Source organism: Pseudooctadecabacter jejudonensis (genome assembly GCF_900172275.1).
Lineage (GTDB): Bacteria > Pseudomonadota > Alphaproteobacteria > Rhodobacterales > Rhodobacteraceae > Octadecabacter > Octadecabacter jejudonensis.
In genome coordinates this window covers 38602-58837 of the sequence record NZ_FWFT01000002.1, presented here as the reverse complement: position 1 = coordinate 58837, position 20236 = coordinate 38602, and the positions used below count along the sequence as shown (strand labels likewise).

The following is a 20236-nucleotide window of genomic DNA, read 5'->3' as shown; positions in this document are numbered from 1 at the left end:
TCGATTTTCGGGGTCAATTATGAGGATTTTTGTCGGTTTCTCTTGAGAGAGGACTAGTTCTGACCCAGATAGGGCCAAACCTTCGGCCCTTAGGATTCAGGAGTTAACGTGTCCCTCTTTCTTATCGTCGCCTTACCGTTCTTGGGCGCACTGCTGCCCGGGTTGATGAATTCTGCAGGACGGCAAGCCGTAGGGGGCGTGACATTCACGGTATCCTTGGCCGCGTTTATCGGTCTTCTGACAAATCTTCCCGCGATTTTGGCGGGTGAGGTTGTCCAGACCGGATTTAATTGGTTCCCTCAGTTGGGCCTGAACGTGACGTTGATGCTGGACGGGCTCGGGTTCTTCTTTGCGCTGTTGATCCTTGGGATTGGCATGTTGATCATCGTCTATGGCCGCCATTATCTGGCGCGCGAAGACAACATGGGCGAATTTTTCACCTACCTGTTGTTGTTCCAGGGCGCGATGGTCGGCATCGTGTTGTCCGATAACATCCTTTTGTTGTTGATCTTCTGGGAACTGACATCGCTGTCGTCTTTCCTTCTGATTGGCTACTGGAAACATCTTGAGGCCGGACGCCAAGGCGCGCGCATGGCGCTGACGGTGACTGGCATGGGTGGTCTGGCGATGATTGGCGGCATGCTGATCCTTGGCAACATCGCCGGCAGCTATGACCTGAGCGTAATTTTGCAGAACCGTGAGGCCATTCAGGCCGATCCGCTGTATGTGCCCGCCCTCCTGCTGATCCTGATCGGCTGTTTTACGAAATCCGCGCAATTCCCGTTCCATTTCTGGCTGCCCCATGCGATGGCCGCGCCGACACCTGTATCGGCCTATCTGCACTCGGCCACGATGGTGAAAGCGGGGATTTTCCTGATGGCGCGCATGTGGCCCGTGCTGTCGGGCACGCCCGAATGGTTCTACGTCGTCACCACGGCTGGTCTGATCACGATGGTTCTGGGCGCAGTCATCGCGCTGTTCAAACATGACCTGAAGGCGTTGCTTGCTTTCTCAACCGTGTCGCATCTGGGTTTGATCACCATGTTGCTGGGCACGGGCACGGCCTTTGGCGCAATGGTTGCGGTGTTCCACATCCTGAACCACGCGACGTTCAAGGCGGCGTTGTTTATGTCCGCGGGGATTGTCGATCACGAAACCAAAACCCGCGACATCCGCATCTTGGGCGGGTTGCGCCACCTGATGCCCATCACCTTTGTCATCGCCACGTTGGGTGCGCTGTCCATGGCGGGGATTCCGCTGCTCAATGGCTTCCTCAGCAAGGAAATGATGCTCAAAGAGATGGAGAAGACGTATCTCTTTGGTCCTGAATGGTTGGTGCCTGCCTTGGTCACTTTCGGGTCTCTCATGTCGGCGGCCTACTGCTTCCGCCTGATCGGGCACACCTTCCTTGGGAAGAAACGTGATCCCGAAAGCTATCCGGCCAAACCCCATGATCCGGGCCCCGGCCTCTGGCTGCCGCCTGCGATTTTGATCGTGCTGGTTGTGGCCATCGGTGTGGCGCCGTTTCTGGCGGCCCCGTTTGTGAAACTGGTCACCGCCTCCGTCATTGGCAGCGTGGCTGAGGTGCCGGACTACACGATCAAGATCTGGCACGGCGTGAACACCCCGCTGATCATGTCCATTATCGCCATTGTCGGTGGCTTGATCGTTCTGGCGCTGTTCAAGCCGCTCCTGGCGGTGTGGGACAAAACCCCACGGCCCGAGGCGAAGTCCATCTTCGACGATATTATTGCTGCCTTATTGATGTGGGCGCGCTGGGCGATCCACCCGCTGCACAATGGTGCCTTCACCCGCTACGCGATGATCGCGACGATCGCGATCTTGGCCGCAGGCTACCACGCGTGGACGACAGGGACTGTGGGCGAGGCGGTGCGTGCGGTCCAGCCCATCGGTTGGGTTGAGGTCGCAGGCTGGGTCATGCTGGCCGCCGCCACCGTAGGCCTTGCTTCGTTGCATCACAACCGCCTGCTGGCGTTGATCCTGATCGGGATCGTGGGCCTGATGGTGTCTGTCGGGTTCGTCTACCTGAGCGCGCCGGATCTGGCGATGACCCAGATCACGGTTGAGGTGGTGACGATTATCCTGCTGCTGTTGGCGCTGAATTTCCTGCCGAACGTGACCCCCGAAGAAAGCCCGTTGTGGAAACGCATCCGCGATGTGTCAGTGGCTGCTGTGGGCGGTTTGGCCGCTATGGCGTTGTCATATCACTATCTGCTGCGTGACGCGGTAGTGGCACCTATTTCTGAATTCCATCTCGCGAATTCTTACAAAGGCGGCGGCGGCACCAATGTGGTCAACGTGATCCTCGTGGATTTCCGTGGCTTTGACACCTACGCCGAAATCATCGTGTTGGGCATCGCGGCCCTGCTGATTTACGCGCTGACCGAAACACTGCTCAGCGGGCCAGTGCGCGCACGGCTGTTGAACCGTGTGCCGGATAAGCCGCTGTCGGGCACCCAGCACCCGATGATGATGGTGGTGCTGACACGGGTGATGATGCCCGTGGTGCTGATGGTTGGCTTCTACATCTTCCTGCGCGGGCACAACGAACCCGGGGGTGGCTTTATCGCAGGCCTTGTGGTGTCGATTGGGGTGGTGATGCAATATATGGCCTCCGGCTTTGCCTGGGCCGAAGACCGCCAACGCTTCCCCTATCACGGGATCATCGGGGCCGGTGTTCTGATCGCTGGCTTGACCGGCATCGGGTCCTGGTTCGTGGGCAAGCCGTTCATGACGACGGATTTTACCTACGTGCGCATTCCGCCCTTCCAGGAATTTGAACTGGCGACGGCGCTGCTGTTTGACCTTGGCGTTTTCCTCGCCGTTCTTGGGGCTGTCATGCTGTCTCTCGAAAGTTTCTCACGTCTGGCGCGCCGCGCCCATATTAAGGACTCTGACGAACCCATGGATATTGACCCGTCGCGGGATCAGGCCGTTCCGAACACGAACCCGGAGGGAGTGTAACGATGGAAGTTCTTGTTGCCTCCGCCATCGGGATCATGACCGCCGCAGGCCTGTATCTGGTCATGCGTTTGCGCACGTTCCCTGTGATCCTCGGGATTTCGCTGCTGACCTATGCGGTCAACGTCTTCCTGTTTGCCTCAGGCCGCCTGACCGTGGGCGCGCCGCCCATTCTAACAGACGCCGAGGTTTACGCCGATCCGTTGCCGCAGGCCTTGGTGCTGACGGCGATTGTGATTTCATTCGGGATGACTGCTGTGGTCGTGATGATTTCATTGGGGGCCTATCTGGGGTCCAATGATGACCGTGTGAACGATCCAAAGTCTGACGAGACGGAGGACGTGACATGACCCATTGGATCATCGCCCCCGTTATCCTGCCCGCCATTCTGGCGCCCTTTATCGTGCTGGCTGCGCGGTATCACCTGAACATTCAGCGGGTCTTTTCGGTGGTTGGCATTCTGGCCCAGATTGCGATTGCGATCGGCCTGTTGTGGGTCGCATCAGACGGGACCGTCATTTTGTACCAGCTGGGCGATTGGGCCGCGCCCTTTGGCATTGTGCTGGTGGGGGACCGTCTTTCGACAATGATGGTCCTGCTGACAGCGGTGCTGTCGCTGTTTGTGCTGATGTACGCCATTGGGTCCGGCTGGGATGATCGGGGCCGCCATTTCCATGCGCTGTTCCAGTTCCAGATCATGGGCATTATGGGCGCGTTTCTGACGGGCGACCTGTTCAACCTGTTTGTGTTCTTTGAGGTGCTGTTGATCGCCTCCTACGGGTTGATGATCCACGCGGGCGGCAACGAACGGCTGCGCGCGGGCGTGCAATATGTGCTGTTCAACCTCCTGGGATCGACGTTGTTCTTGTTCGCGTTGGGCGCGATTTACGCGGAAGCGGGCACGTTGAATATGGCCGATCTTGCCCGCCGCGTGACGGAGATTGATGCAAGCGAGACCGTGGGCATCCGTGTCGCGGCCGTGTTGCTTTTGTTGGTCTTTGCCATCAAGGCGGCACTTGTGCCGCTGCATTTCTGGCTGCCCAGCAGCTACGCCGAGGCCCCGGGGCCAGTGGCCGCGCTGTTCGCGATCATGACCAAGGTGGGCGCCTATGCGATCATCCGGGTCTACACCATCGTCTTCCCCCCTGATCTTGAGGTCACATCGGGCCTGCATGATGTCTGGTTGCAACCGGCGGCGCTGATCTCGTTGGCGTTGGGGATGATCGGGGTGCTGGCCGCCAAGAAGCTCGACCGTTTGGTGACCTTCGCGGTCATCGGGTCCATGGGCATGGTGCTGGTCGCGATTTCCATGTTCACACCGGCCAGCATTGGCGCCGCGCTGTATTACATCATCCATTCCACGTTGGCGGGGGCGGCCTTGTTCCTGATCGTGGACATGGTGAAAGACAGCCGCACGTCTTTGGTGTTGCGGGCGATGCCCCCTGTCGCAGGTGCCTCTTTGACCGCTGCTCTGTTCTTTGCTGCGGCCATCGCTATGGCGGGCCTGCCGCCGCTGTCCGGTTTTATCGGCAAGTTGCTGATCCTCGACGCGGCCTACGACACCGACAGGCTGGCCCTGATCTGGACGGTCATTCTGGCCTCGTCCTTGATCGCCATCGTCGGGTTTGGCCGCGCGGGCAGCACCGTGTTCTGGAAGGCCAAAGCCTATGCCACGCAGGAGGATCAGACAGCGCAGCCGCCCAACGCAATGGCTTATGCCGCCGTGATGGGGCTGCTGGCGATGTCTATTGCGTTGACGGCGTTTGGGGGCTTTGTCCACGATTTCACCCTTGCGACCGCCGATCAGCTCTTCAACCCCGAGGCCTATATCAGCACCGTGGTCGACACCCCCGGAAAGCTCAGCACCCCGTCGGAGGGCTCCTAACATGATCCGTTTCTTCAACTGGCTGTTTCCGCACCCCTTTCTGACGCTGCTGATGGCCGTGGTCTGGATTTTGCTACAGAACGAATTTTCCTGGGGCATGGCTGTTTTCGGCGTGATCCTTGGCGTCATCATTCCACGGCTGACAGCCAACTGGTGGCCGGACCGTCCCCAAGGGTTCCGTATCGTGAAAATGATAGGCTACGTCCTGATCGTTCTGTGGGACATCATCATTGCCAACATCGAAGTGGCATGGATCATCCTGACCCGCCGCAACAAGAACCTGCGCTCCGTCTGGATCACGATCCCGCTGGATCTGCGCAGCCCTGAGGCGATCACGATCCTTGCAGGGACAATCACCCTGACACCCGGCACCGTGTCTGCGGACATGAGCAATACGGGGCATCATTTGCTTGTCCACGCCCTCGATGCAAAAGACCCAGATGCCGTGCGCGATGATATCAAATCCCGCTATGAAGCCCGCCTGAAGGAGATTTTCGTATGATGCCCGCAGACGAACTGATGAACCTTGCCATCATCGTGTCATTTGCTGCTGTGGCCGTGTCGCAGGTGCTGTCGATGGTGCGTCTTGTGATCGGGCCCAGCACAGGGGACCGCATTCTTGCGCTGGATACCATGGTGGTCAACGCCATTGGCCTGATCGTTCTGATCGGTTTGTGGCAGGGCACGCAGTTGTTTTTTGAGGCCGCGCTGATCATCGCCATGTTGGGCTTTGTGTCCACGGTGGCTTATGCGCGCTTTGTGCTTCGGGGGGATATCATCGAATGAACTGGGCTGAGATCGGAACCTATTTCGCGGCCATTTGCCTGTTTGTCGGTGCGTTTTTCGCGCTCGTGGGCACCTTTGGTTTAATCAAACTGAACGACAGCATGACGCGTCTGCACGCACCAACCAAGGTGGGCACCATGGGCATCGGGATGATCCTGCTGGCCTCGATGGTCTATTCGTTCGTACAGGGGCAGGGATCGCTGCATGAATTGCTGATCATGGCATTCCTGTTCGTCACGGCCCCCATTTCGGCGAATTTCATCAGCAAGGTGAACATTCACCGCCGGTCATGCGACACCCCGCCGGAATTGGCCAAGACGGAGGAGTGGTCGACCCTCGTCCAGCGCGAAGAGGATGCAGGCGCCCATCCCGAGCAGACCCTCAGCAAGGGTTAGTCCAAAAGCAGACTCGCCAAATCGGTGGCCGCAGATCGCATGTCTTCAAGGAAAGTCAGCGACCGGTCCAGATCAAAACGCACTGTTGGCGCGTGGAAGGACAGCGTGGCCACCAACCGGTCGTTGCCATCCATAACCGGCACGGCCAGTGCGATCATGCCGTCCATGAATTCCTCACTGTCGGTCGCGTAGCCTTGCGCGCGGACTTCGGCCACGGCGGCGATCAGATCGTCGGCATTTGCGATTGTGTTTGCGGTCTTGGCCTCAAACTCTTCGGATGCGGCATAGCGGGCCAGATGGGCCTTGGGCAGCGTCGATAGGTACATCTTGCCTGACGCTGTGCAATAAAACGGCACAGTCGTGCCCACGGGGAGTTGGATGCGCAGCGGCCATTCCGTTTCAACCCGTTCAAGATAAATCATGCTGTCGCGGTCGGGCAGGGCGATGTTGCACGTCTCGCCGATTTGCGCGCTCAGCTTGCGCAGCACCGCCAGACGGGCGGCGCGAATGCGCAGAGATGACAGAACACCCGTCGCCATTCCGCGCAACCGACGGCCAGGCGAATAGGCCCGCCCGTCGATGTCTTTTTGCAAGAACCCTTCGTCTTCCAATGTGGCAAAAAGCCGGTGGATTGTGGGTTTGGGCAGCCCCAACTGGGCGTTGACCTCCGTCGGGGTGACAGGCACCCCAACGCGCGCAACCTCTTCCAGCACCAAAAGCAGGCGCAGGTTGGTCGGGATCGTATCCGAGGTCTGTCCGTCCATTAGGCTGGGGCCCCTCCGCCAAAGATTGACTGGATCATTTCAAAGATCACGCCGCCCGGCAGCAAGGCCTTCGATATCCCGGGCACAAGCGCCACGAGGAACCAGACCGAGATCAGGGCGAACAGATACATGGTCGAGTATCTGAGCAATCTGAAATACGGAACCCCCGTCACCCCTGACGCCACGTAGAGGTTGAGACCATACGGCGGGGTGATGAAGCCGATGGACGCCCCCACAAGGAAGACCACCGCAAACTGGATCGGATCGACGCCAACAGAATGGGCGATAGGGGCCAAGATGGGCGCCAGAATGATCGTGACTGGCAGCGATTCCAGAACCATGCCGGACACGAACACAATCGCCATGGCCGTGAACAGCACCGGATAGTAGCCGCCCATAGAGGTCAGGAAGCCTTCGATCAGCTCCTTTGCGCCCAATGATGACAGGTTCTGCTGCATCACCACCGAAATGGCGATCAGCGGGGCCAGAATACCGGTGATCTGGGCGGACCGCATGGTAATGGACGGCAGCTCAAGCGGACCGAAACCACGCACCACGACCATTTCCTTGAACCCGCGTTCGTTGATGTCCCGCTCTTCGTCGATCCGCATCGCCTTATAGATCGGCAGGCAGATGAAGCCAACGATGACACAGAAGCCCACGGTCACACCCGCGGCCTCAGTGGGGGAGAATTTGCCCGTGTAGATGCCCCAAAGCACCAGACCAATGGCAAAGAACCCCAACCAGCCGCCAAGGGCGGTTTTCATCACGCGGATCGGATCCAGCCCAATCAACACGCCCCATTTGTTCATCGTGGAGACGATGAAGGCCGTGATGATCATCGCTAGCACCATCAAGGCACCGGGCAGAATGCCCGCGATGAACAGGTCGTTGATCGACAGGTTCATGATGAAGCCATAGACGATGAAGATGATCGACGGCGGGATGATGATCCCGACGGTGCCGCCTGCGGCTGCGGTTGCCGCTGAAAAGCGGGGATCGTAGCCGCCTTTCACCATTTCAGGGTGCAGCATGGACCCGATGGTTGCCGTCGTGGCCGAGTTCGACCCCGAGATCGCGGCAAACAAACCAGAGGCTCCGATCGCGGCCATGGCCAAACCACCGCGCAGCCAGCCAAGGCAGGCATAGGCAAAGTCCGACAGCCGCCGCGCGATGCCCGCACGGTTGATCAAGTCACCGGTGAGGATAAAGAGCGGCATCGCCAGCAAGGCAAAACCGTCCGTGAACACATCCGACAAGGCCGTGCCGATGTTGACCAGCGGTTGGCCCAGGGCCAGCGATGTGCCCAGCACCCAATAGGCGATGACCAGAAAGACAGGCATGCCCAGCATGAACATCACGGTGACGCCAATGGAAATGAGAGTGACGAGAGTTCCGGTATCCATTTTACTGCCCTCCCAACACGGCTTGCTCGATCAGGGGACGACCGTTCCGGTAGTTGCCGATGTCTTGGAACAGGTTCTGAAAGACCCGCGCCGACAGCAGCACAAAGGCAATCGGCAATGTGGCCATGAACCACCACACCATGACGTTGTTGGTGCCGGTGACGATCATAAAGTTGTTGCCCGCGTTCACCATCACGCCCGTGGCGGTCACGATGACCAAGAGGCAAATCCCCCACCACAAAGCAGCATCCGCCATCAGCAACACAAATTGCGGCATGCGCGGCATTTTTGACCGGAATTCTGAGAACGACAGGTGCGTGCGCAGCCGCACGTTATAGCTGCAGCCGGTCCAGGTCATGATCAGGAACAGATATCCGGGGATCGTCGTGGACCACGGGAATTGTTCGGAAAAGATAAAGCGGCGGATCACCTCGACAAAGATGATGGCGCCGATGGTCAGGTAGGACACGACCATCAATGTCGGTTCCAGATTGCGTTCCACCCACGGGACAGCACGGTACAAGAGCGCGATCAGCAGCCCGCCCAACAGTGTCGTCACCACGCCCCACATCCAGACCGCATTCGACAACATTAACCGGCGCAATGGAAAAAAGTCCGGCTCATTGCCGGTCAGCACGTCAACAAATACACTGCCCAATCCGGCGAATATTTGTCCTGTGCCGCTTAACAGCTCTAACATTCTGGTCCCTCCCACGGTCAGCACGATCTTGGCTGACTCTGTGCCGCTCTTGTGTGGGCGGCTGTAAATTGAATGGCCTTGGATAAAGAGGGGCGGGAGGCATGTGCCACCCGCCCCGCAGTTTGGTTTCGCGGTCTTGAAGCCGCTTTTAGGTGCGCCACCAACGACGTGGTTCGACGTTTTCGGCGATTGTGTGTGGGTTGCCGTTGCGGACCAGGTCATAGATTTCCTGATACGTGTCGCGGCCACCGGCCCAACCGTTGATGCGCTCACGCCACTGTTCCCAAGCCGCTGGCTGGAACTCAGGCGAACACATCTCTTCGGCTTCTTTGCGGGCTTCGTCGGTGAAGATGGACACAGCCACATCGTTTTCCGCAAAGATCGTGCCTGGCATCGGCGGATCGGTGAAGCCGACCGTGTTGACCAAGGCTGCCTCGTTGGCGTGCTGGACATAGACCTGTGCTAGGTAGGCAGATTCCATGATCGCTTCCTGCAGATGCTCTTCCATGGCGTCAAACACGGCGGCGTTCATGCCGGTGTGCTCTGTGCCGCAGAAGAAGCCCATGTCCACAGACTGGGTCACAGCAGGCGACATGTTGGCGTAAGCCACAGCAGACGCCCATGTTTCCGCGCCGTCGATCAGACCGGTGCGCAGGGCGTCGAGGGTTTCTTCCCATGCCACTGGCACAGGGTTCAGGTCCATCAGCTCCATCGCGATGCGGCCCAGCTGTGTGCCTGTCACGCGGTTCTTGGTGCCGGCCAGCTGTGTCACGGATGTGATCGGGCCTTTGTCAGCAAAGCTGTTGCCCAGCTGGATGCCGCGCAATTCGCAGTGGCTGAAGAGGAACTTCAGGCCGTGACGCTCTTCGAGAGGGTTGCGCAGCAGATCCATGGACTCGGGGCTGTACAGGAAGTGGTACTGGTCGGCCCGTGTGCGGAACATATACGCATAGTCCAGCACGTTCAGATAAGGTGTAGATCCGGCGGAGTTCTGCGTGGATGCAGAATACATGTCGATCACGCCCAGCTGGGCCTTCTCGGCACATGACAGCTGACCACAGATCTGGTTGTCACCGACGAACTCGACACGGATCTCACCTTCGGTGCGCTCCTCCAGATCGCGGGCAAAGGTCAGAACGCCAGCGCGTTCGATCAAAAGGTTCTGCGGGTTAAACCCAGCAGCGCCCAGTGTCAGGGTGTGCTTTGGTTCATTCGCGAAACGCTTTTCGTATTCGGATTCGGCGGCCTTTGCGATGTTGGGCAGGGTCACTGCACCTGTCAGGCCTGCGGCCCCCATCACAACGGACGAGATGCCGTAACGACCTGTCAGCTTGAACAGATCACGGCGAGAAATGGTGCTGAGCACCTTAGAAGCTTTCATTAATTTTCCTCCCTAAGGCAAGATTGATACTTGCAGTCTCAATACTGACGCGCATTATTGCAGTGTGGCAAGAAATTTTTTCACCCAGCCCAAAATTTAAGCAGGAGACCGTTCCCCATGGAAAACCTTGAGGCCGACTTCGTTGTGGTAGGCGCGGGCTCTGCCGGGTGTGTGGTGGCCAACCGATTGAGCGCCGATCCGAAAAACAAGGTCATCCTGCTTGAGGCCGGAGGGCGGGATTTGAACCCATGGATCCACATCCCTGTGGGCTACTTTAAAACGATTCATAACCCGTCTGTCGACTGGTGTTATAAAACAGAACCCGATCCTGGCCTGAATGGGCGATCAATCGAATGGCCGCGCGGCAAGGTTCTGGGGGGATCGTCTTCCCTGAATGGCCTGTTGTATGTGCGCGGGCAAAGCCAGGATTACGACCGTTGGCGCCAGATGGGCAACAAGGGCTGGGGCTGGGATGACGTGCTGCCATTGTTCAAGCGGGCCGAGAACAATGAGCGTGGCGCAGACGCGTATCACGGCGACCAAGGCCCGCTGTCGGTCAGCAACATGCGCATTCAACGTCCTATTACTGACGCCTGGGTCGCGGCGGCGCAATCTGCGGGCTATAAATTTAACCCTGATTACAACGGTGTGGACCAGGAAGGCGTCGGCTTTTTCCAACTGACATCGCGCAATGGTCGGCGGTGTTCTGCGGCGGTGGCCTACCTTAATCCTGTCAAATCGCGTGAGAATTTGCAGATCGTCACCCATGCACAAGCCGATAAGATCGTGGTTGAGGGCAAGCGCGCCACCGGTGTCATCTACACCGACCGGTCCGGCAAGCAGGTCAAAGTGACCGCCCGCCGTGAGGTTGTGGTGTCGGGCGGGGCGATCAATTCCCCGCAGTTGTTGATGCTGTCCGGCATAGGTGCCGGGGATGAGCTGGCCGAGCAAGGCATTGATGTCGTGGCAGATCTGCCTGCCGTAGGCAAAAACATGCAAGACCATCTGCAGGCGCGACTGGTTTACAAATGCAATGAGCCAACCTTGAACGATGAGGTCTCCAGCCTCTTTGGGCAGGCTAAAATCGGTTTAAAGTACCTGATGTTCCGCGCGGGCCCCATGACGATGGCAGCCAGCCTTGCGACAGGGTTTCTCAAGACGCGCGATGATCTGGACACGCCGGACATTCAGTTCCACGTCCAACCTCTGTCCGCTGAAAATCCGGGCAAGGGGGCGGACAAGTTTTCCGCCTTCACAATGTCCGTCTGCCAACTGCGGCCCGAATCGCGGGGGGAGATTCGCCTCAAATCAAAGAACCCGCGTGATTATCCGGCGATCATTCCGAACTACCTGTCGACCAAGACGGATTGCGACACTGTGGTTGCGGGCGTCAACATCGCCCGCACGATTGCCCGTCATGCGCCGCTGACCAGCAAAATTTCGGAAGAATTCCGGCCCAACAGCAGTCTGGACATCAACGACTACGACGCAACGCTGGATTGGGCGCGCAACAACACCGCATCGATTTACCATCCGACGGGCACCTGCAAGATGGGTGCGGGCAAAGACAGCGTCGTGGATGACCGTCTTCGCGTCCATGGGATCGCCGGACTGCGGGTTGCGGATTGCTCCATCATGCCCGAAATCGTGTCCGGCAACACAAACGCACCGGCGATCATGATCGGCGAGAAGTGTAGCGATTTGATCCTTGAAGACACGATGGCCATGGCCTGAGGGCGGCACATTCCGACAAAATCATGTCAGGCCATTGTTGTTTGGCCCGCGGCCCTTAGCTATGTCCCAAGACATATGAAGGAGCCTGACATGACCTATACGCCCCCCAAAGTCTGGACGTGGGATTCCGAAAGCGGCGGAAAGTTCGCCAGCATCAACCGCCCCATCGCAGGCCCGACCCACGACAAGGATTTGCCGACCGGGAAACACCCCTTGCAACTGCACTCTCTTGCGACACCCAACGGGGTCAAAGTGACCGTCATGTTGGAGGAGCTGTTGGAGGCAGGCTATGGCGCGGACTACGACGCCTGGTTCATTGACATCAATGAAGGCGACCAGTTCTCAAGTGGGTTTGTAGACGTCAACCCGAACTCAAAAATCCCAGCGCTGTTCGACAAATCCACCGGCGTCCGTGTTTTCGAAAGTGGCGCGATCCTGCTGTATCTGGCCGAAAAATTCCGTGCGTTTCTGCCCAAGGATATGGAAGGTCGCACGGAAACTCTCAATTGGTTGTTTTGGCTGCAGGGGTCGGCCCCATATCTCGGGGGTGGGTTCGGGCACTTCTATGCCTACGCGCCAGAGAAATTCGAATACCCCATCAATCGTTTCGCGATGGAGGCCAAGCGCCAGCTGGATGTCCTGGATCGCAACCTTGAGGACCGCCGCTACCTCGCAGGAGAGGCGTATACGATCGCAGACATGGCGACGGCCCCGTGGTACGGCGCCTTGGTCAAAGGTCTTTTGTATGACGCGGCAGACTTCCTCGATGTGGCCAGCTATGAACATGTGAACCGGTGGGCGGATGATGTGATGTCGCGCCCGGCATATCAGCGGGGTCGTATGGTCAATCGCGCCTGGGGCGAACCCCATGAGCAGCTAAAAGAACGTCATGACGCCAGCGATTTCAAAAAAATATCGTCTTAAATCAACTATGTAAAAAGACATATCGAAAATAGTCGAAAAAAGTTGAAAACCGGCGGAACCATTTCGCCGGTTTTGCGTTTCGGACACATGAAACACGATATGATCATGTATCGCCAAAATGCGCAGTCTTTGGACCAAATCCGTCGTATCTCGGATGAGGTTGCTGATCTGACAGCAGAGGCCTTGATCATGCGCACGACAGCGCAACGCATGCAGATCGCATCGGAAAAAATGATCGAAACCGCGCGGCTCGCCCAAGCCGTGATCGATCAAAGCCGCGCGCTGAACAACCGTCTCTGACCCCAATCCAAACCGCCTCGACGCACTGCGTGTCCGGTCCGCTCATATTTCATGAATTGAGAAATGGTTGGTGGAGCATAGCGGGATCGAACCGCTGACCTCCTGCATGCCATGCAGGCGCTCTCCCAGCTGAGCTAATGCCCCAAACCATTGGGTGTTGCCTGTCTGGTGTCCGTTTATATCACGGTGGCAACGATGTGCTGATTACGCAGCAGGGCGGGCGAGATCAAGAGGAATTCTCGCCCTGAAACCCGTTTTCTTAAGAATCGTCGTCGGGCGCCGCGACGTCAGCGATTTCGTCCAAGGACACATCATCGTCGTCGTCATCATCATCCAGAACATCATCACCCAGATCGACGTCGGAATCGTCATCGTCGTCATCGAGGACCAGATCCTCATCCTCGGACTCGTCTTTCATCTTCTTGGTCTGCGCATCTTCGGCATCCGCAACCATGGTGCGGGTTTTGCCGGTGTCGATGGTCACGACTTCGCCAGTGTAGGGGCTGACGATAGGGTCAGCGTTCAGGTCATAAAACCGCTTTCCGGTGGTCGGGCAAACGCGCTTGGTTCCCCACTCTTCCTTAGGCATGTCATCTTCCTTTGAACCGTGCGGCCACTTGGCCGGATCGTCGCCAACTGCCATAACACCGGTATGGTGTCAAAGGGTTTGGCGCGTGCATATTGAAAGGCGGATATGGGCTGTTTGATCCTTGATGGCAACCCCCCAGTAGAAGTGTTGTTGCGGCGGTCCTCGCGGGCGCGGCGGCTGTCGTTGCGCGTGTCACGCCTCGATGGGCGTGCAACGCTGACATTGCCCACACGGGTGCCTGAACGTGAGGGGATGGCGTTCCTCAAAGACCGTGAGGCCTGGCTGCGCAAACACCTTGCCGAGGTCGCGCCCGAGGTCGCGGTGCAGATTGGTGGCACCGTGCCCTTTCGCGGGCAAGAACTGCGGGTCATGGCGGGTGACGTGCGGCGGGCGCGGGTGGGCCCAGAGGGCCTGATCGTGCCCGATGAGCCTGCGAAGGTCGCGGCGCGCGTGAAGGCATTTTTGAAACTTCAGGCGCGGGACGGATTGGTCGCCGCGTCTGAAAAATATGCGGCGGCCTTGGGCCGCCCTTATGGACGCATCACCCTGCGCGACACGCGGTCCCGGTGGGGGTCGTGTTCCAGCGCAGGCGATCTGATGTATTCATGGCGGCTGATTATGGCCCCGCCCGCGGTGCTGGAATACGTCGCCGCGCATGAGGTTGCCCACCTGCAGCACATGGACCATTCGTCCCGGTTTTGGGGCGTCGTCGAAGACTTGTTTCCAGATCACAAAGCCTGCCGCGTCTGGTTAAAAAATCATGGCAGCGCGCTGCACCGTGTCCGTTTCGATTGACCCCCGCCCGTGATGTGATCACACTCACCCCATGTTGATCCAATCCAAAGCGACAGAGCCAACAGGCGCCGCCCATGACCGCGTGTACCGTGCCTTGCGGCTGCGGATCATGCATGGCGAAATCCACCCCGGCCAGGCTTTGACGTTGCGCGGCATTGGCGCGGAATTTGGCGTGTCCATGACCCCCGCACGAGAGGCGGCGCGGCGCTTGGTGGCCGAAGGCGCGTTGTTCCTGTCCTCGTCCGGCCGTGTCTCAACGCCTGAGCTGTCGAACGAACGGATCGAGGAGCTGGCCACCCTGCGGGCCTTGCTGGAACCGGAACTCGCCGCCCGCGCCTTGCCCCGCGCCCATCTGGCGCTGATTGACCGGTTGGAGGAAATCAACAACCGCATCGCGCCGGTCATCGCCCGCCAAGATGCGCCGGGATACATCCGGCTGAACCTTGAATTTCACCGCACCCTTTATCTGCGGGCGCAGGCCCCTGCGATGCTGGCCATGGCGGAAACGATTTGGCTGCAGCTTGGGCCGACCATGTCAAAGCTTTATGGTCGCTTGCGCCGCACGGAAACGCCGCGCAACCACAAACTGATCCTTGCCGCCCTGAAGGCCGGAGATGAGGCGAGCCTGAAGCTCGCCGTGCGGTCGGACGCCACGCAAGGCCTTCGGATGCTGAAGGTCTAGGCGGCCTGACCCATGCTCATGTGGGCTGATATCCGGTGCAGTGCGGCGCGGAACTGATCCGCCCCAATCTTCATCCGCTGCGCCAGATCAGACACGACAGCATATTCGCTGGGGTGAATTTCGCCATCTGCCACGGCAATGTTCAGCGCGGCCTCCAGCACGATTTGGCGGTCATTGGACGTCAAATCAGCGCCGACTTGCGCCAGATCGGAAGGCGTGGGCTTCAGGCGTTGCAGAAGCTCCGCCACCCGTTCCATTGAATACCCCTGTCCTGTCAGACGGGTCAGGATGGTGGAAATCTGCCTGATTTCTCGATCATCAATTGTGCCATCGGCCACGGCCACCTGCGACATGGCGACAAGCGAATGGATCGCAAGGGTGTCCGGCGCTGCGGCGCGCCGTTTGCGGCGGCCCATGGGCAGCAAAGTGAGGCCACGGTACAGAAGCCCGATTGCGCCAATGATCAACCAGGCGTGACCCCAAGCCAGATCAGCCCATCCGGTGTGCGGTGTGTCTGGGACGTTCTGCGGCACGAATCCTGCGGCCTTTAGGTCCATCAGGTTCTCAGTGCTCAAGTCGCGATAGGTCTCCGCGGTGCAGTCGCCGGTCGCGAGGGCGTAGCCTTCGACGGTGGTGTAGACGGGGATGAACAGGACATGCATGTAATCCACCAAATGACACAGGGCGATTGCCTCACCCCCGCCAGGGCTGGGGATTGTCGTGTGCGTGACGAACCGCAAGTCGGTGCCATATTGACCCACGGTGGCCTGTGCTGGCGTTGCTGCAAACAGCGTGACACCCATGGCAAGGGCGGAGGAAAATGAAAGAAACAAACGGCGCATACTCATCCCATCGATTTTACGATTGGGACAGGTCTATTTCGCCCTTAGGGCGAAGGTATGGCGATGATTAAATTTAAGTAAATTTATTTAAGTATTTGAAAGTAAAATAGAAAATATCAATGCCCGCCTGTTTCAAGACGGGCATTGATCTGTTGGCCGAATTTTCGCCACACCTTATGAGTGAATTGGGCCATCTCCGCAGGCCAAGGCCGCCTCACGCACGGCCTCAGAATATGTCGGGTGTGCGTGGCACGTACGCGCGAGGTCTTCGGCAGCGGCGCCGAATTCCATGGCCACGCAAATCTCGTGGATCAGATCGCCCGCCATGGGCCCCACGATATGCGCGCCCAAAATTCGATCAGTCGCCTTGTCCGCAAGGATTTTCACAAAACCATCTGCGGCAAAGTTGGCCTTGGCGCGGCCATTGCCCATGAAGGAAAACTTGCCAACTTTGTAGTCGCGCCCGTCTTCTTTCAGCTGTTCTTCGGTTTTGCCGACATTCGCGACCTCAGGGTGGGTATAGATGACCCCTGGTATCACATCATAGTTAACATGCGGTTTCTGACCGGCGAGGCCTTCGGCGCAGGCCATGCCCTCGTCCTCAGCCTTGTGCGCCAACATCGGCCCGTCGATGCAATCGCCGATGGCGTAGATGCCCTCGACGGAGGTTTTGTAATGACCGTCCGTTTTGATCTGGCCCCGCCCCGACATCTCAACGCCAAGGTCCGCCAGACCAAGGCCATCGGTGTAGGGTTTGCGGCCCGTCGCGACGAGGACAACATCGGCGTCAAGCGTCGCCTCACTGTCGTCTTTGCGTAGTTTGTAGGTGACGGTCGCCTTGTTGTTCTTGGCCTCAACTCCCTGAACAGCAGCCCCCATGATGAATTCAAGCCCTTGTTTTTTCAAAAGCTTTTGGAAAGTGCGCTGCACCTCGGCGTCCATGCCGGGGGTGATGACGTCAAGGTATTCGATCACCGTGACCTCAGCCCCAAGACGTTTGTAGACAGACCCCAGTTCCAGCCCGATGACGCCCGCACCGATCACGACCATCTTGTTGGGGATCTTGGAAAGTTCCAGCGCACCCGTGGAGGAGACGACGGTTTTCTCGTCAATCTCAACGCCCGGCAGGGTGGCCACGTCGGAGCCTGTGGCGATGATGATGTTCTTGGCCTCATGGACCTCATCACCGACCTTCACTTTGCCCGCCTCAGGGATCGAGCCCCAACCTTTGAGCCAGTCTACCTTGTTCTTTTTAAAGAGAAATTCGATGCCGCTGGTGTTGGCGCCGATGGTGTCGTTTTTGTAGGACAACATCTGTTTCCAATCGACCGATGGCGATTTGCCCTTGAGGCCCATGGCGGCAAAATTGTGTTCGGCCTCATGCAACATATGGGAGGCATGCAGCAAGGCTTTGGACGGAATACAGCCCACGTTCAGGCAGGTGCCGCCCAGCGTTTCGCGGCCTTCCACGCAGGCGGTTTTCAGGCCCAGCTGCGCACAGCGGATGGCGCTGACATAGCCGCCGGGGCCGGATCCGATGATGATGACGTCGTAGTTGGCCATGGTGAGATTCCTTCGTTTTGGACGGTATGGCTTGCGTATGGTTTGCGTATGGCTCGCGTATGGCTGAGCTGCCTAGATCAAGGCAGAGATCAGCATGAGGACGGTCGCCGTGAAGCCCACCATCCAGACGACGGATCGCCATGGACGCAGGCCGAAGTAATAGGCGGGGACGTAAAGGAGGCGCGCGCCAAGATAGGTGAAGGCGCAGGCGGCGGTGAAGGCGGAGTTCTGGTCGGAGAGTTCGACACAGACGACAGCAAGGGTGAACAGGATCAGCCCTTCGAAATGGTTGTTCAGCGCACGTTGCAACCGGCCCGCTTGGTCCGAGAGGGGACGCGACGGCGCGCGATCACGCGCAGACATGGAATAGCCGAGGCCAACGTCCATGTTGGCGCGGACGGAATAGGCGCCGAACTGGAGGGCCTGAAGCAAGCCTGCGAGGGCAAGAACGGTGAGATCAGGGGTCATTTGTTTGCCTTCCGCTGTCGTTGGAGCCACCACGTCGCAAGGCGCGAACACAGCCACATGGTCGCGGCGAACGTCAGGAGGGTGAGCAGGCTGACCTGTACCGCATTCCATGTGCCGCCGCTGGGCGGCAACCATTGTTCAAACCGAAGGCGCGCAAAGAAGGCCGCGAAGATTGCCACGGCGAACGAGGGGATGGCGAAAAGGATGGCTTTGAGGATGCCGGTCATGTCAGCGCCTTTGGTGTGCGGACGACGGGCCACGGCGTAGGACCGGACACGGGGCTGGCGGGGTGAGGGCGATGAGGTCTGGGGTCATGCTATGATCCTAGGGATTTGGTGAAGCCGCCTAAAATGCCGCCCATTGCATCGCCAAATTGCCAGAAAGACTCATTTCCGGAGCTGACCTTCTGGACGCTTCGGAAAGTCTCAGTCCGTGCGTCCAAAGGCAGCCCCCGACACGCCCCGTGGGAGGGGGCTTTGCCCCCGCCCAACAAGGTCGGGGACTGCCCTATGTCGACACGATGCAAAGTTACAAATCCATCAGCAGCCGGCGCGGATCCTCGAGCGCCTCTTTCACGCGCACGAGGAACGTGACCGCGCCTTTGCCGTCGACGATGCGGTGGTCGTAGCTGAGCGCCAGATACATCATCGGGCGGATCACCACCTGACCATTGATGGCCATGGGGCGATCCTGGATTTTGTGCATGCCGAGGATGCCGGACTGCGGCGGGTTCAGGATGGGCGACGACATGAGGGAGCCGTAGACACCGCCGTTGGAGATCGTGAAGGTGCCGCCCTGCATTTCGGCCATGGAGAGCTTTCCGTCGCGGGCCTTTGCACCCTTTTCGGCAATCGCCTTTTCGATGGCGGCGAAGGACATGGCGTCGGCGTCGTTGATCACCGGCACCACGAGGCCCGTGGGCGTGCCTGCAGCGATGCCCATGTTGACGTAGTTTTTGTAAACGATGTCAGTGCCGTCGATTTCTGCGTTGACCTCTGGCACTTCGTTCAGGGCATGCACGCAGGCCTTGGTGAAGAACGACATGAAGCCCAGTTTGACGCCGTGCTTTTTGAGGAAGAGGTCTTTGTATTCGTTGCGCAGGGCCATGACCTCGGTCATGTCGACCTCGTTGTAGGTCGTCAGCATCGCGGCGGTGTTCTGGCTGTCTTTGAGACGCTTGGCGATGGTCTGGCGCAGACGGGTCATTTTCACGCGTTCCTCGCGGGCGGCCTGATCAGCGGCCACGGGCGCGCGTGGGGCGGCGGCGGGCGCAGGCGCTGTGGCGGGGGCCGCCATGGCTTTGAGGACGTCGCCTTTCATGACACGGCCGTCTTTACCGGTGCCGGTGACCTGATCGGCATGCAGGTTGTTTTCGGCCATGAGTTTCTTGGCGCTGGGCGCGTCTTCGGTGTCTTTGCGTGCGGGCGCGGACGACCCCTCGGCCGGGGCCGAGGACCCGCCCGCATCTGTGGCGGCGGATGAGTTGGCGTAGGTGGACATGATGGCGAGTTTGCCGCCCGCCTCGACTGTGGCGCCTTCTTCGGCCAGCAGTTTGGTCATGACGCCTGCGGCGGGGGCGGGGACTTCGACGCTGACTTTGTCGGTTTCGAGTTCGCACAACATCTCATCGGCCTCGAACGCTTCGCCTGGTTTTTTGAACCAGGTGGAGACGGTGGCCTCGGTCACGCTCTCACCCAGGGTGGGGACCATGACGTCCATTTCCGACCCGCCAGAAGGGGTGGTGGGGCTTTCGGGTTCGGCCTCGGGTTCAGGGGCCTTGGCCTCTGAGGTCGTGGCCGTGCCGCCTTCGCTGATTTGGGCCAGCAAGGCGTCGACGCCCACGGTGTCGCCTTCGCCTGCGACGATTTCGGAGAGGGTGCCCGCGGCGGGGGCCGGAACCTCAACCGTGACTTTGTCTGTTTCCAACTCACACAGCATTTCATCCTGAGCGACGCTGTCGCCTGGTTTTTTGAACCAGGTGGCGACGGTGGCTTCGGTGACGCTTTCGCCCAGGGTGGGCACGCGGACTTCGGTCATGGC

The 20236-nt window shown here is 58.9% G+C and carries 21 protein-coding genes and 1 tRNA gene; 11 read left to right on the top strand and 11 right to left on the bottom strand.

Features of this window, described 5'->3' with window-relative positions:
- Window positions 1-108: 108 nt before the first annotated feature.
- From PSJ8397_RS05340 to PSJ8397_RS05315, 6 genes are read left to right on the top strand one after another with little or no spacing between them, the layout of a single operon-like run.
- The gene (locus tag PSJ8397_RS05340; RefSeq protein WP_085863572.1) at window positions 109-2985 is read left to right on the top strand and encodes a monovalent cation/H+ antiporter subunit A; all 2877 of its coding nucleotides are present in this window, start codon (window positions 109-111) and stop codon (window positions 2983-2985) included.
- A 2-nt stretch (window positions 2986-2987) separates the two neighbouring features.
- Window positions 2988-3332 (top strand): Na+/H+ antiporter subunit C, encoded by a 345-nt coding sequence (locus PSJ8397_RS05335; protein WP_085863571.1) that lies wholly within the window; start codon window positions 2988-2990, stop codon window positions 3330-3332.
- Window positions 3329-4867 carry a monovalent cation/H+ antiporter subunit D gene (locus PSJ8397_RS05330; RefSeq protein ID WP_085863570.1) on the top strand — a complete coding sequence of 513 codons (1539 nt, stop codon included), beginning with the start codon at window positions 3329-3331 and terminating at the stop codon, window positions 4865-4867. Before PSJ8397_RS05335 ends, PSJ8397_RS05330 begins: the two co-directional genes overlap by 4 nt.
- 1 nt (window position 4868) lies before the next feature.
- Complete coding sequence (locus PSJ8397_RS05325; protein WP_085863569.1) at window positions 4869-5369, top strand: Na+/H+ antiporter subunit E; 501 nt, start codon at window positions 4869-4871, stop codon at window positions 5367-5369.
- Entirely contained in the window at window positions 5366-5653 is a 288-nt protein-coding gene (locus tag PSJ8397_RS05320; RefSeq protein WP_085863568.1) for a K+/H+ antiporter subunit F, read from the top strand. The genes PSJ8397_RS05325 and PSJ8397_RS05320 overlap by 4 nt, the downstream gene beginning before the upstream one ends.
- Complete coding sequence (locus tag PSJ8397_RS05315; protein WP_085863567.1) at window positions 5650-6048, top strand: Na+/H+ antiporter subunit G; 399 nt, start codon at window positions 5650-5652, stop codon at window positions 6046-6048. The genes PSJ8397_RS05320 and PSJ8397_RS05315 overlap by 4 nt, the downstream gene beginning before the upstream one ends.
- On the opposite strand, the gene PSJ8397_RS05310 is transcribed toward PSJ8397_RS05315, so the two are convergent.
- The 4 genes from PSJ8397_RS05310 to PSJ8397_RS05295 all read right to left on the bottom strand — a co-directional run bounded on the left by PSJ8397_RS05310 (window position 6045) and on the right by PSJ8397_RS05295 (window position 10299).
- The gene (locus tag PSJ8397_RS05310; RefSeq protein WP_085863566.1) at window positions 6045-6812 is read right to left on the bottom strand and encodes an IclR family transcriptional regulator; all 768 of its coding nucleotides are present in this window, start codon (window positions 6810-6812) and stop codon (window positions 6045-6047) included. The genes PSJ8397_RS05315 and PSJ8397_RS05310 overlap by 4 nt on opposite strands.
- Window positions 6812-8218, bottom strand: coding sequence for a TRAP transporter large permease (locus PSJ8397_RS05305; RefSeq protein WP_085863565.1), 1407 nt, complete (start codon window positions 8216-8218; stop codon window positions 6812-6814). Before PSJ8397_RS05305 ends, PSJ8397_RS05310 begins: the two co-directional genes overlap by 1 nt.
- Window position 8219: 1 nt before the next feature.
- The gene (locus tag PSJ8397_RS05300; RefSeq protein ID WP_085863564.1) at window positions 8220-8918 is read right to left on the bottom strand and encodes a TRAP transporter small permease; all 699 of its coding nucleotides are present in this window, start codon (window positions 8916-8918) and stop codon (window positions 8220-8222) included.
- A 148-nt stretch (window positions 8919-9066) separates the two neighbouring features.
- Window positions 9067-10299 (bottom strand): TRAP transporter substrate-binding protein, encoded by a 1233-nt coding sequence (locus tag PSJ8397_RS05295; protein WP_085863563.1) that lies wholly within the window; start codon window positions 10297-10299, stop codon window positions 9067-9069.
- 117 nt (window positions 10300-10416) lie between these two features.
- Here PSJ8397_RS05295 and PSJ8397_RS05290 point away from each other — a divergent pair, with 117 nt between their 5' ends.
- From PSJ8397_RS05290 to PSJ8397_RS05280, 3 genes are all read left to right on the top strand, one after another.
- Entirely contained in the window at window positions 10417-12033 is a 1617-nt protein-coding gene (locus tag PSJ8397_RS05290; RefSeq protein ID WP_085863562.1) for a GMC family oxidoreductase, read from the top strand.
- A gap of 90 nt (window positions 12034-12123) precedes the next feature.
- Window positions 12124-12957 carry a glutathione-dependent disulfide-bond oxidoreductase gene (gene yghU, locus PSJ8397_RS05285; protein WP_085863561.1) on the top strand — a complete coding sequence of 278 codons (834 nt, stop codon included), beginning with the start codon at window positions 12124-12126 and terminating at the stop codon, window positions 12955-12957.
- A gap of 87 nt (window positions 12958-13044) precedes the next feature.
- Entirely contained in the window at window positions 13045-13257 is a 213-nt protein-coding gene (locus PSJ8397_RS05280; RefSeq protein ID WP_143515377.1) for a hypothetical protein, read from the top strand.
- 68 nt (window positions 13258-13325) lie between these two features.
- On the opposite strand, the gene PSJ8397_RS05275 is transcribed toward PSJ8397_RS05280, so the two are convergent.
- Window positions 13326-13401, bottom strand: a tRNA-Ala gene (locus PSJ8397_RS05275).
- A gap of 115 nt (window positions 13402-13516) precedes the next feature.
- Window positions 13517-13846, bottom strand: a complete 330-nt coding sequence (locus PSJ8397_RS05270) for a TIGR02300 family protein (protein WP_085863559.1) — start codon at window positions 13844-13846, stop codon at window positions 13517-13519.
- A gap of 105 nt (window positions 13847-13951) precedes the next feature.
- Between PSJ8397_RS05270 and PSJ8397_RS05265 the strand changes: the two genes are divergently transcribed.
- Together PSJ8397_RS05265 and PSJ8397_RS05260 are read left to right on the top strand one after the other, a co-directional pair.
- Entirely contained in the window at window positions 13952-14641 is a 690-nt protein-coding gene (locus PSJ8397_RS05265; RefSeq protein ID WP_085863558.1) for a M48 family metallopeptidase, read from the top strand.
- Window positions 14642-14672: 31 nt separating this feature from the next.
- Window positions 14673-15323, top strand: coding sequence for a GntR family transcriptional regulator (locus PSJ8397_RS05260; RefSeq protein ID WP_085863557.1), 651 nt, complete (start codon window positions 14673-14675; stop codon window positions 15321-15323).
- Here PSJ8397_RS05260 and PSJ8397_RS05255 read toward each other — a convergent pair.
- The 5 genes from PSJ8397_RS05255 to odhB all read right to left on the bottom strand — a co-directional run bounded on the left by PSJ8397_RS05255 (window position 15320) and on the right by odhB (window position 20233).
- The gene (locus PSJ8397_RS05255; RefSeq protein WP_085863556.1) at window positions 15320-16165 is read right to left on the bottom strand and encodes a tellurite resistance TerB family protein; all 846 of its coding nucleotides are present in this window, start codon (window positions 16163-16165) and stop codon (window positions 15320-15322) included. The genes PSJ8397_RS05260 and PSJ8397_RS05255 overlap by 4 nt on opposite strands.
- A 174-nt stretch (window positions 16166-16339) precedes the next feature.
- Entirely contained in the window at window positions 16340-17728 is a 1389-nt protein-coding gene (gene lpdA, locus PSJ8397_RS05250; protein WP_085863555.1) for a dihydrolipoyl dehydrogenase, read from the bottom strand.
- A gap of 72 nt (window positions 17729-17800) precedes the next feature.
- Window positions 17801-18196 carry an MAPEG family protein gene (locus PSJ8397_RS05245; protein ID WP_085863554.1) on the bottom strand — a complete coding sequence of 132 codons (396 nt, stop codon included), beginning with the start codon at window positions 18194-18196 and terminating at the stop codon, window positions 17801-17803.
- Entirely contained in the window at window positions 18193-18423 is a 231-nt protein-coding gene (locus PSJ8397_RS05240) for a hypothetical protein (RefSeq protein WP_085863553.1), read from the bottom strand. The genes PSJ8397_RS05245 and PSJ8397_RS05240 overlap by 4 nt, the downstream gene beginning before the upstream one ends.
- A 301-nt stretch (window positions 18424-18724) precedes the next feature.
- On the bottom strand, window positions 18725-20233 hold the full coding sequence (gene odhB, locus PSJ8397_RS05235) for a 2-oxoglutarate dehydrogenase complex dihydrolipoyllysine-residue succinyltransferase (RefSeq protein WP_085863552.1): 1509 nt from the start codon (window positions 20231-20233) through the stop codon (window positions 18725-18727).
- Window positions 20234-20236 lie beyond the last annotated feature (3 nt).

Bases quoted from the DNA above. Each gene is read 5' to 3' on its own strand.
- PSJ8397_RS05260 (WP_085863557.1), top strand. From the start codon at position 14,673: ATGTTGATCCAATCCAAAGCGACAGAGCCAACAGGCGCCGCCCATGAC.
- PSJ8397_RS05315 (WP_085863567.1), top strand. From the start codon at position 5,650: ATGAACTGGGCTGAGATCGGAACCTATTTCGCGGCCATTTGCCTGTTT.
- PSJ8397_RS05280 (WP_143515377.1), top strand. From the start codon at position 13,045: ATGAAACACGATATGATCATGTATCGCCAAAATGCGCAGTCTTTGGAC.
- PSJ8397_RS05320 (WP_085863568.1), top strand. From the start codon at position 5,366: ATGATGCCCGCAGACGAACTGATGAACCTTGCCATCATCGTGTCATTT.
- PSJ8397_RS05265 (WP_085863558.1), top strand. From the start codon at position 13,952: ATGGGCTGTTTGATCCTTGATGGCAACCCCCCAGTAGAAGTGTTGTTG.
- PSJ8397_RS05255 (WP_085863556.1), bottom strand. From the start codon at position 16,165: ATGCGCCGTTTGTTTCTTTCATTTTCCTCCGCCCTTGCCATGGGTGTC.
- PSJ8397_RS05245 (WP_085863554.1), bottom strand. From the start codon at position 18,196: ATGACCCCTGATCTCACCGTTCTTGCCCTCGCAGGCTTGCTTCAGGCC.
- PSJ8397_RS05305 (WP_085863565.1), bottom strand. From the start codon at position 8,218: ATGGATACCGGAACTCTCGTCACTCTCATTTCCATTGGCGTCACCGTG.
- lpdA (WP_085863555.1), bottom strand. From the start codon at position 17,728: ATGGCCAACTACGACGTCATCATCATCGGATCCGGCCCCGGCGGCTAT.
- PSJ8397_RS05330 (WP_085863570.1), top strand. From the start codon at position 3,329: ATGACCCATTGGATCATCGCCCCCGTTATCCTGCCCGCCATTCTGGCG.
- PSJ8397_RS05310 (WP_085863566.1), bottom strand. From the start codon at position 6,812: ATGGACGGACAGACCTCGGATACGATCCCGACCAACCTGCGCCTGCTT.
- PSJ8397_RS05295 (WP_085863563.1), bottom strand. From the start codon at position 10,299: ATGAAAGCTTCTAAGGTGCTCAGCACCATTTCTCGCCGTGATCTGTTC.
- PSJ8397_RS05325 (WP_085863569.1), top strand. From the start codon at position 4,869: ATGATCCGTTTCTTCAACTGGCTGTTTCCGCACCCCTTTCTGACGCTG.
- PSJ8397_RS05300 (WP_085863564.1), bottom strand. From the start codon at position 8,918: ATGTTAGAGCTGTTAAGCGGCACAGGACAAATATTCGCCGGATTGGGC.
- odhB (WP_085863552.1), bottom strand. From the start codon at position 20,233: ATGACCGAAGTCCGCGTGCCCACCCTGGGCGAAAGCGTCACCGAAGCC.
- PSJ8397_RS05335 (WP_085863571.1), top strand. From the start codon at position 2,988: ATGGAAGTTCTTGTTGCCTCCGCCATCGGGATCATGACCGCCGCAGGC.
- PSJ8397_RS05270 (WP_085863559.1), bottom strand. From the start codon at position 13,846: ATGCCTAAGGAAGAGTGGGGAACCAAGCGCGTTTGCCCGACCACCGGA.
- PSJ8397_RS05240 (WP_085863553.1), bottom strand. From the start codon at position 18,423: ATGACCGGCATCCTCAAAGCCATCCTTTTCGCCATCCCCTCGTTCGCC.
- yghU (WP_085863561.1), top strand. From the start codon at position 12,124: ATGACCTATACGCCCCCCAAAGTCTGGACGTGGGATTCCGAAAGCGGC.
- PSJ8397_RS05290 (WP_085863562.1), top strand. From the start codon at position 10,417: ATGGAAAACCTTGAGGCCGACTTCGTTGTGGTAGGCGCGGGCTCTGCC.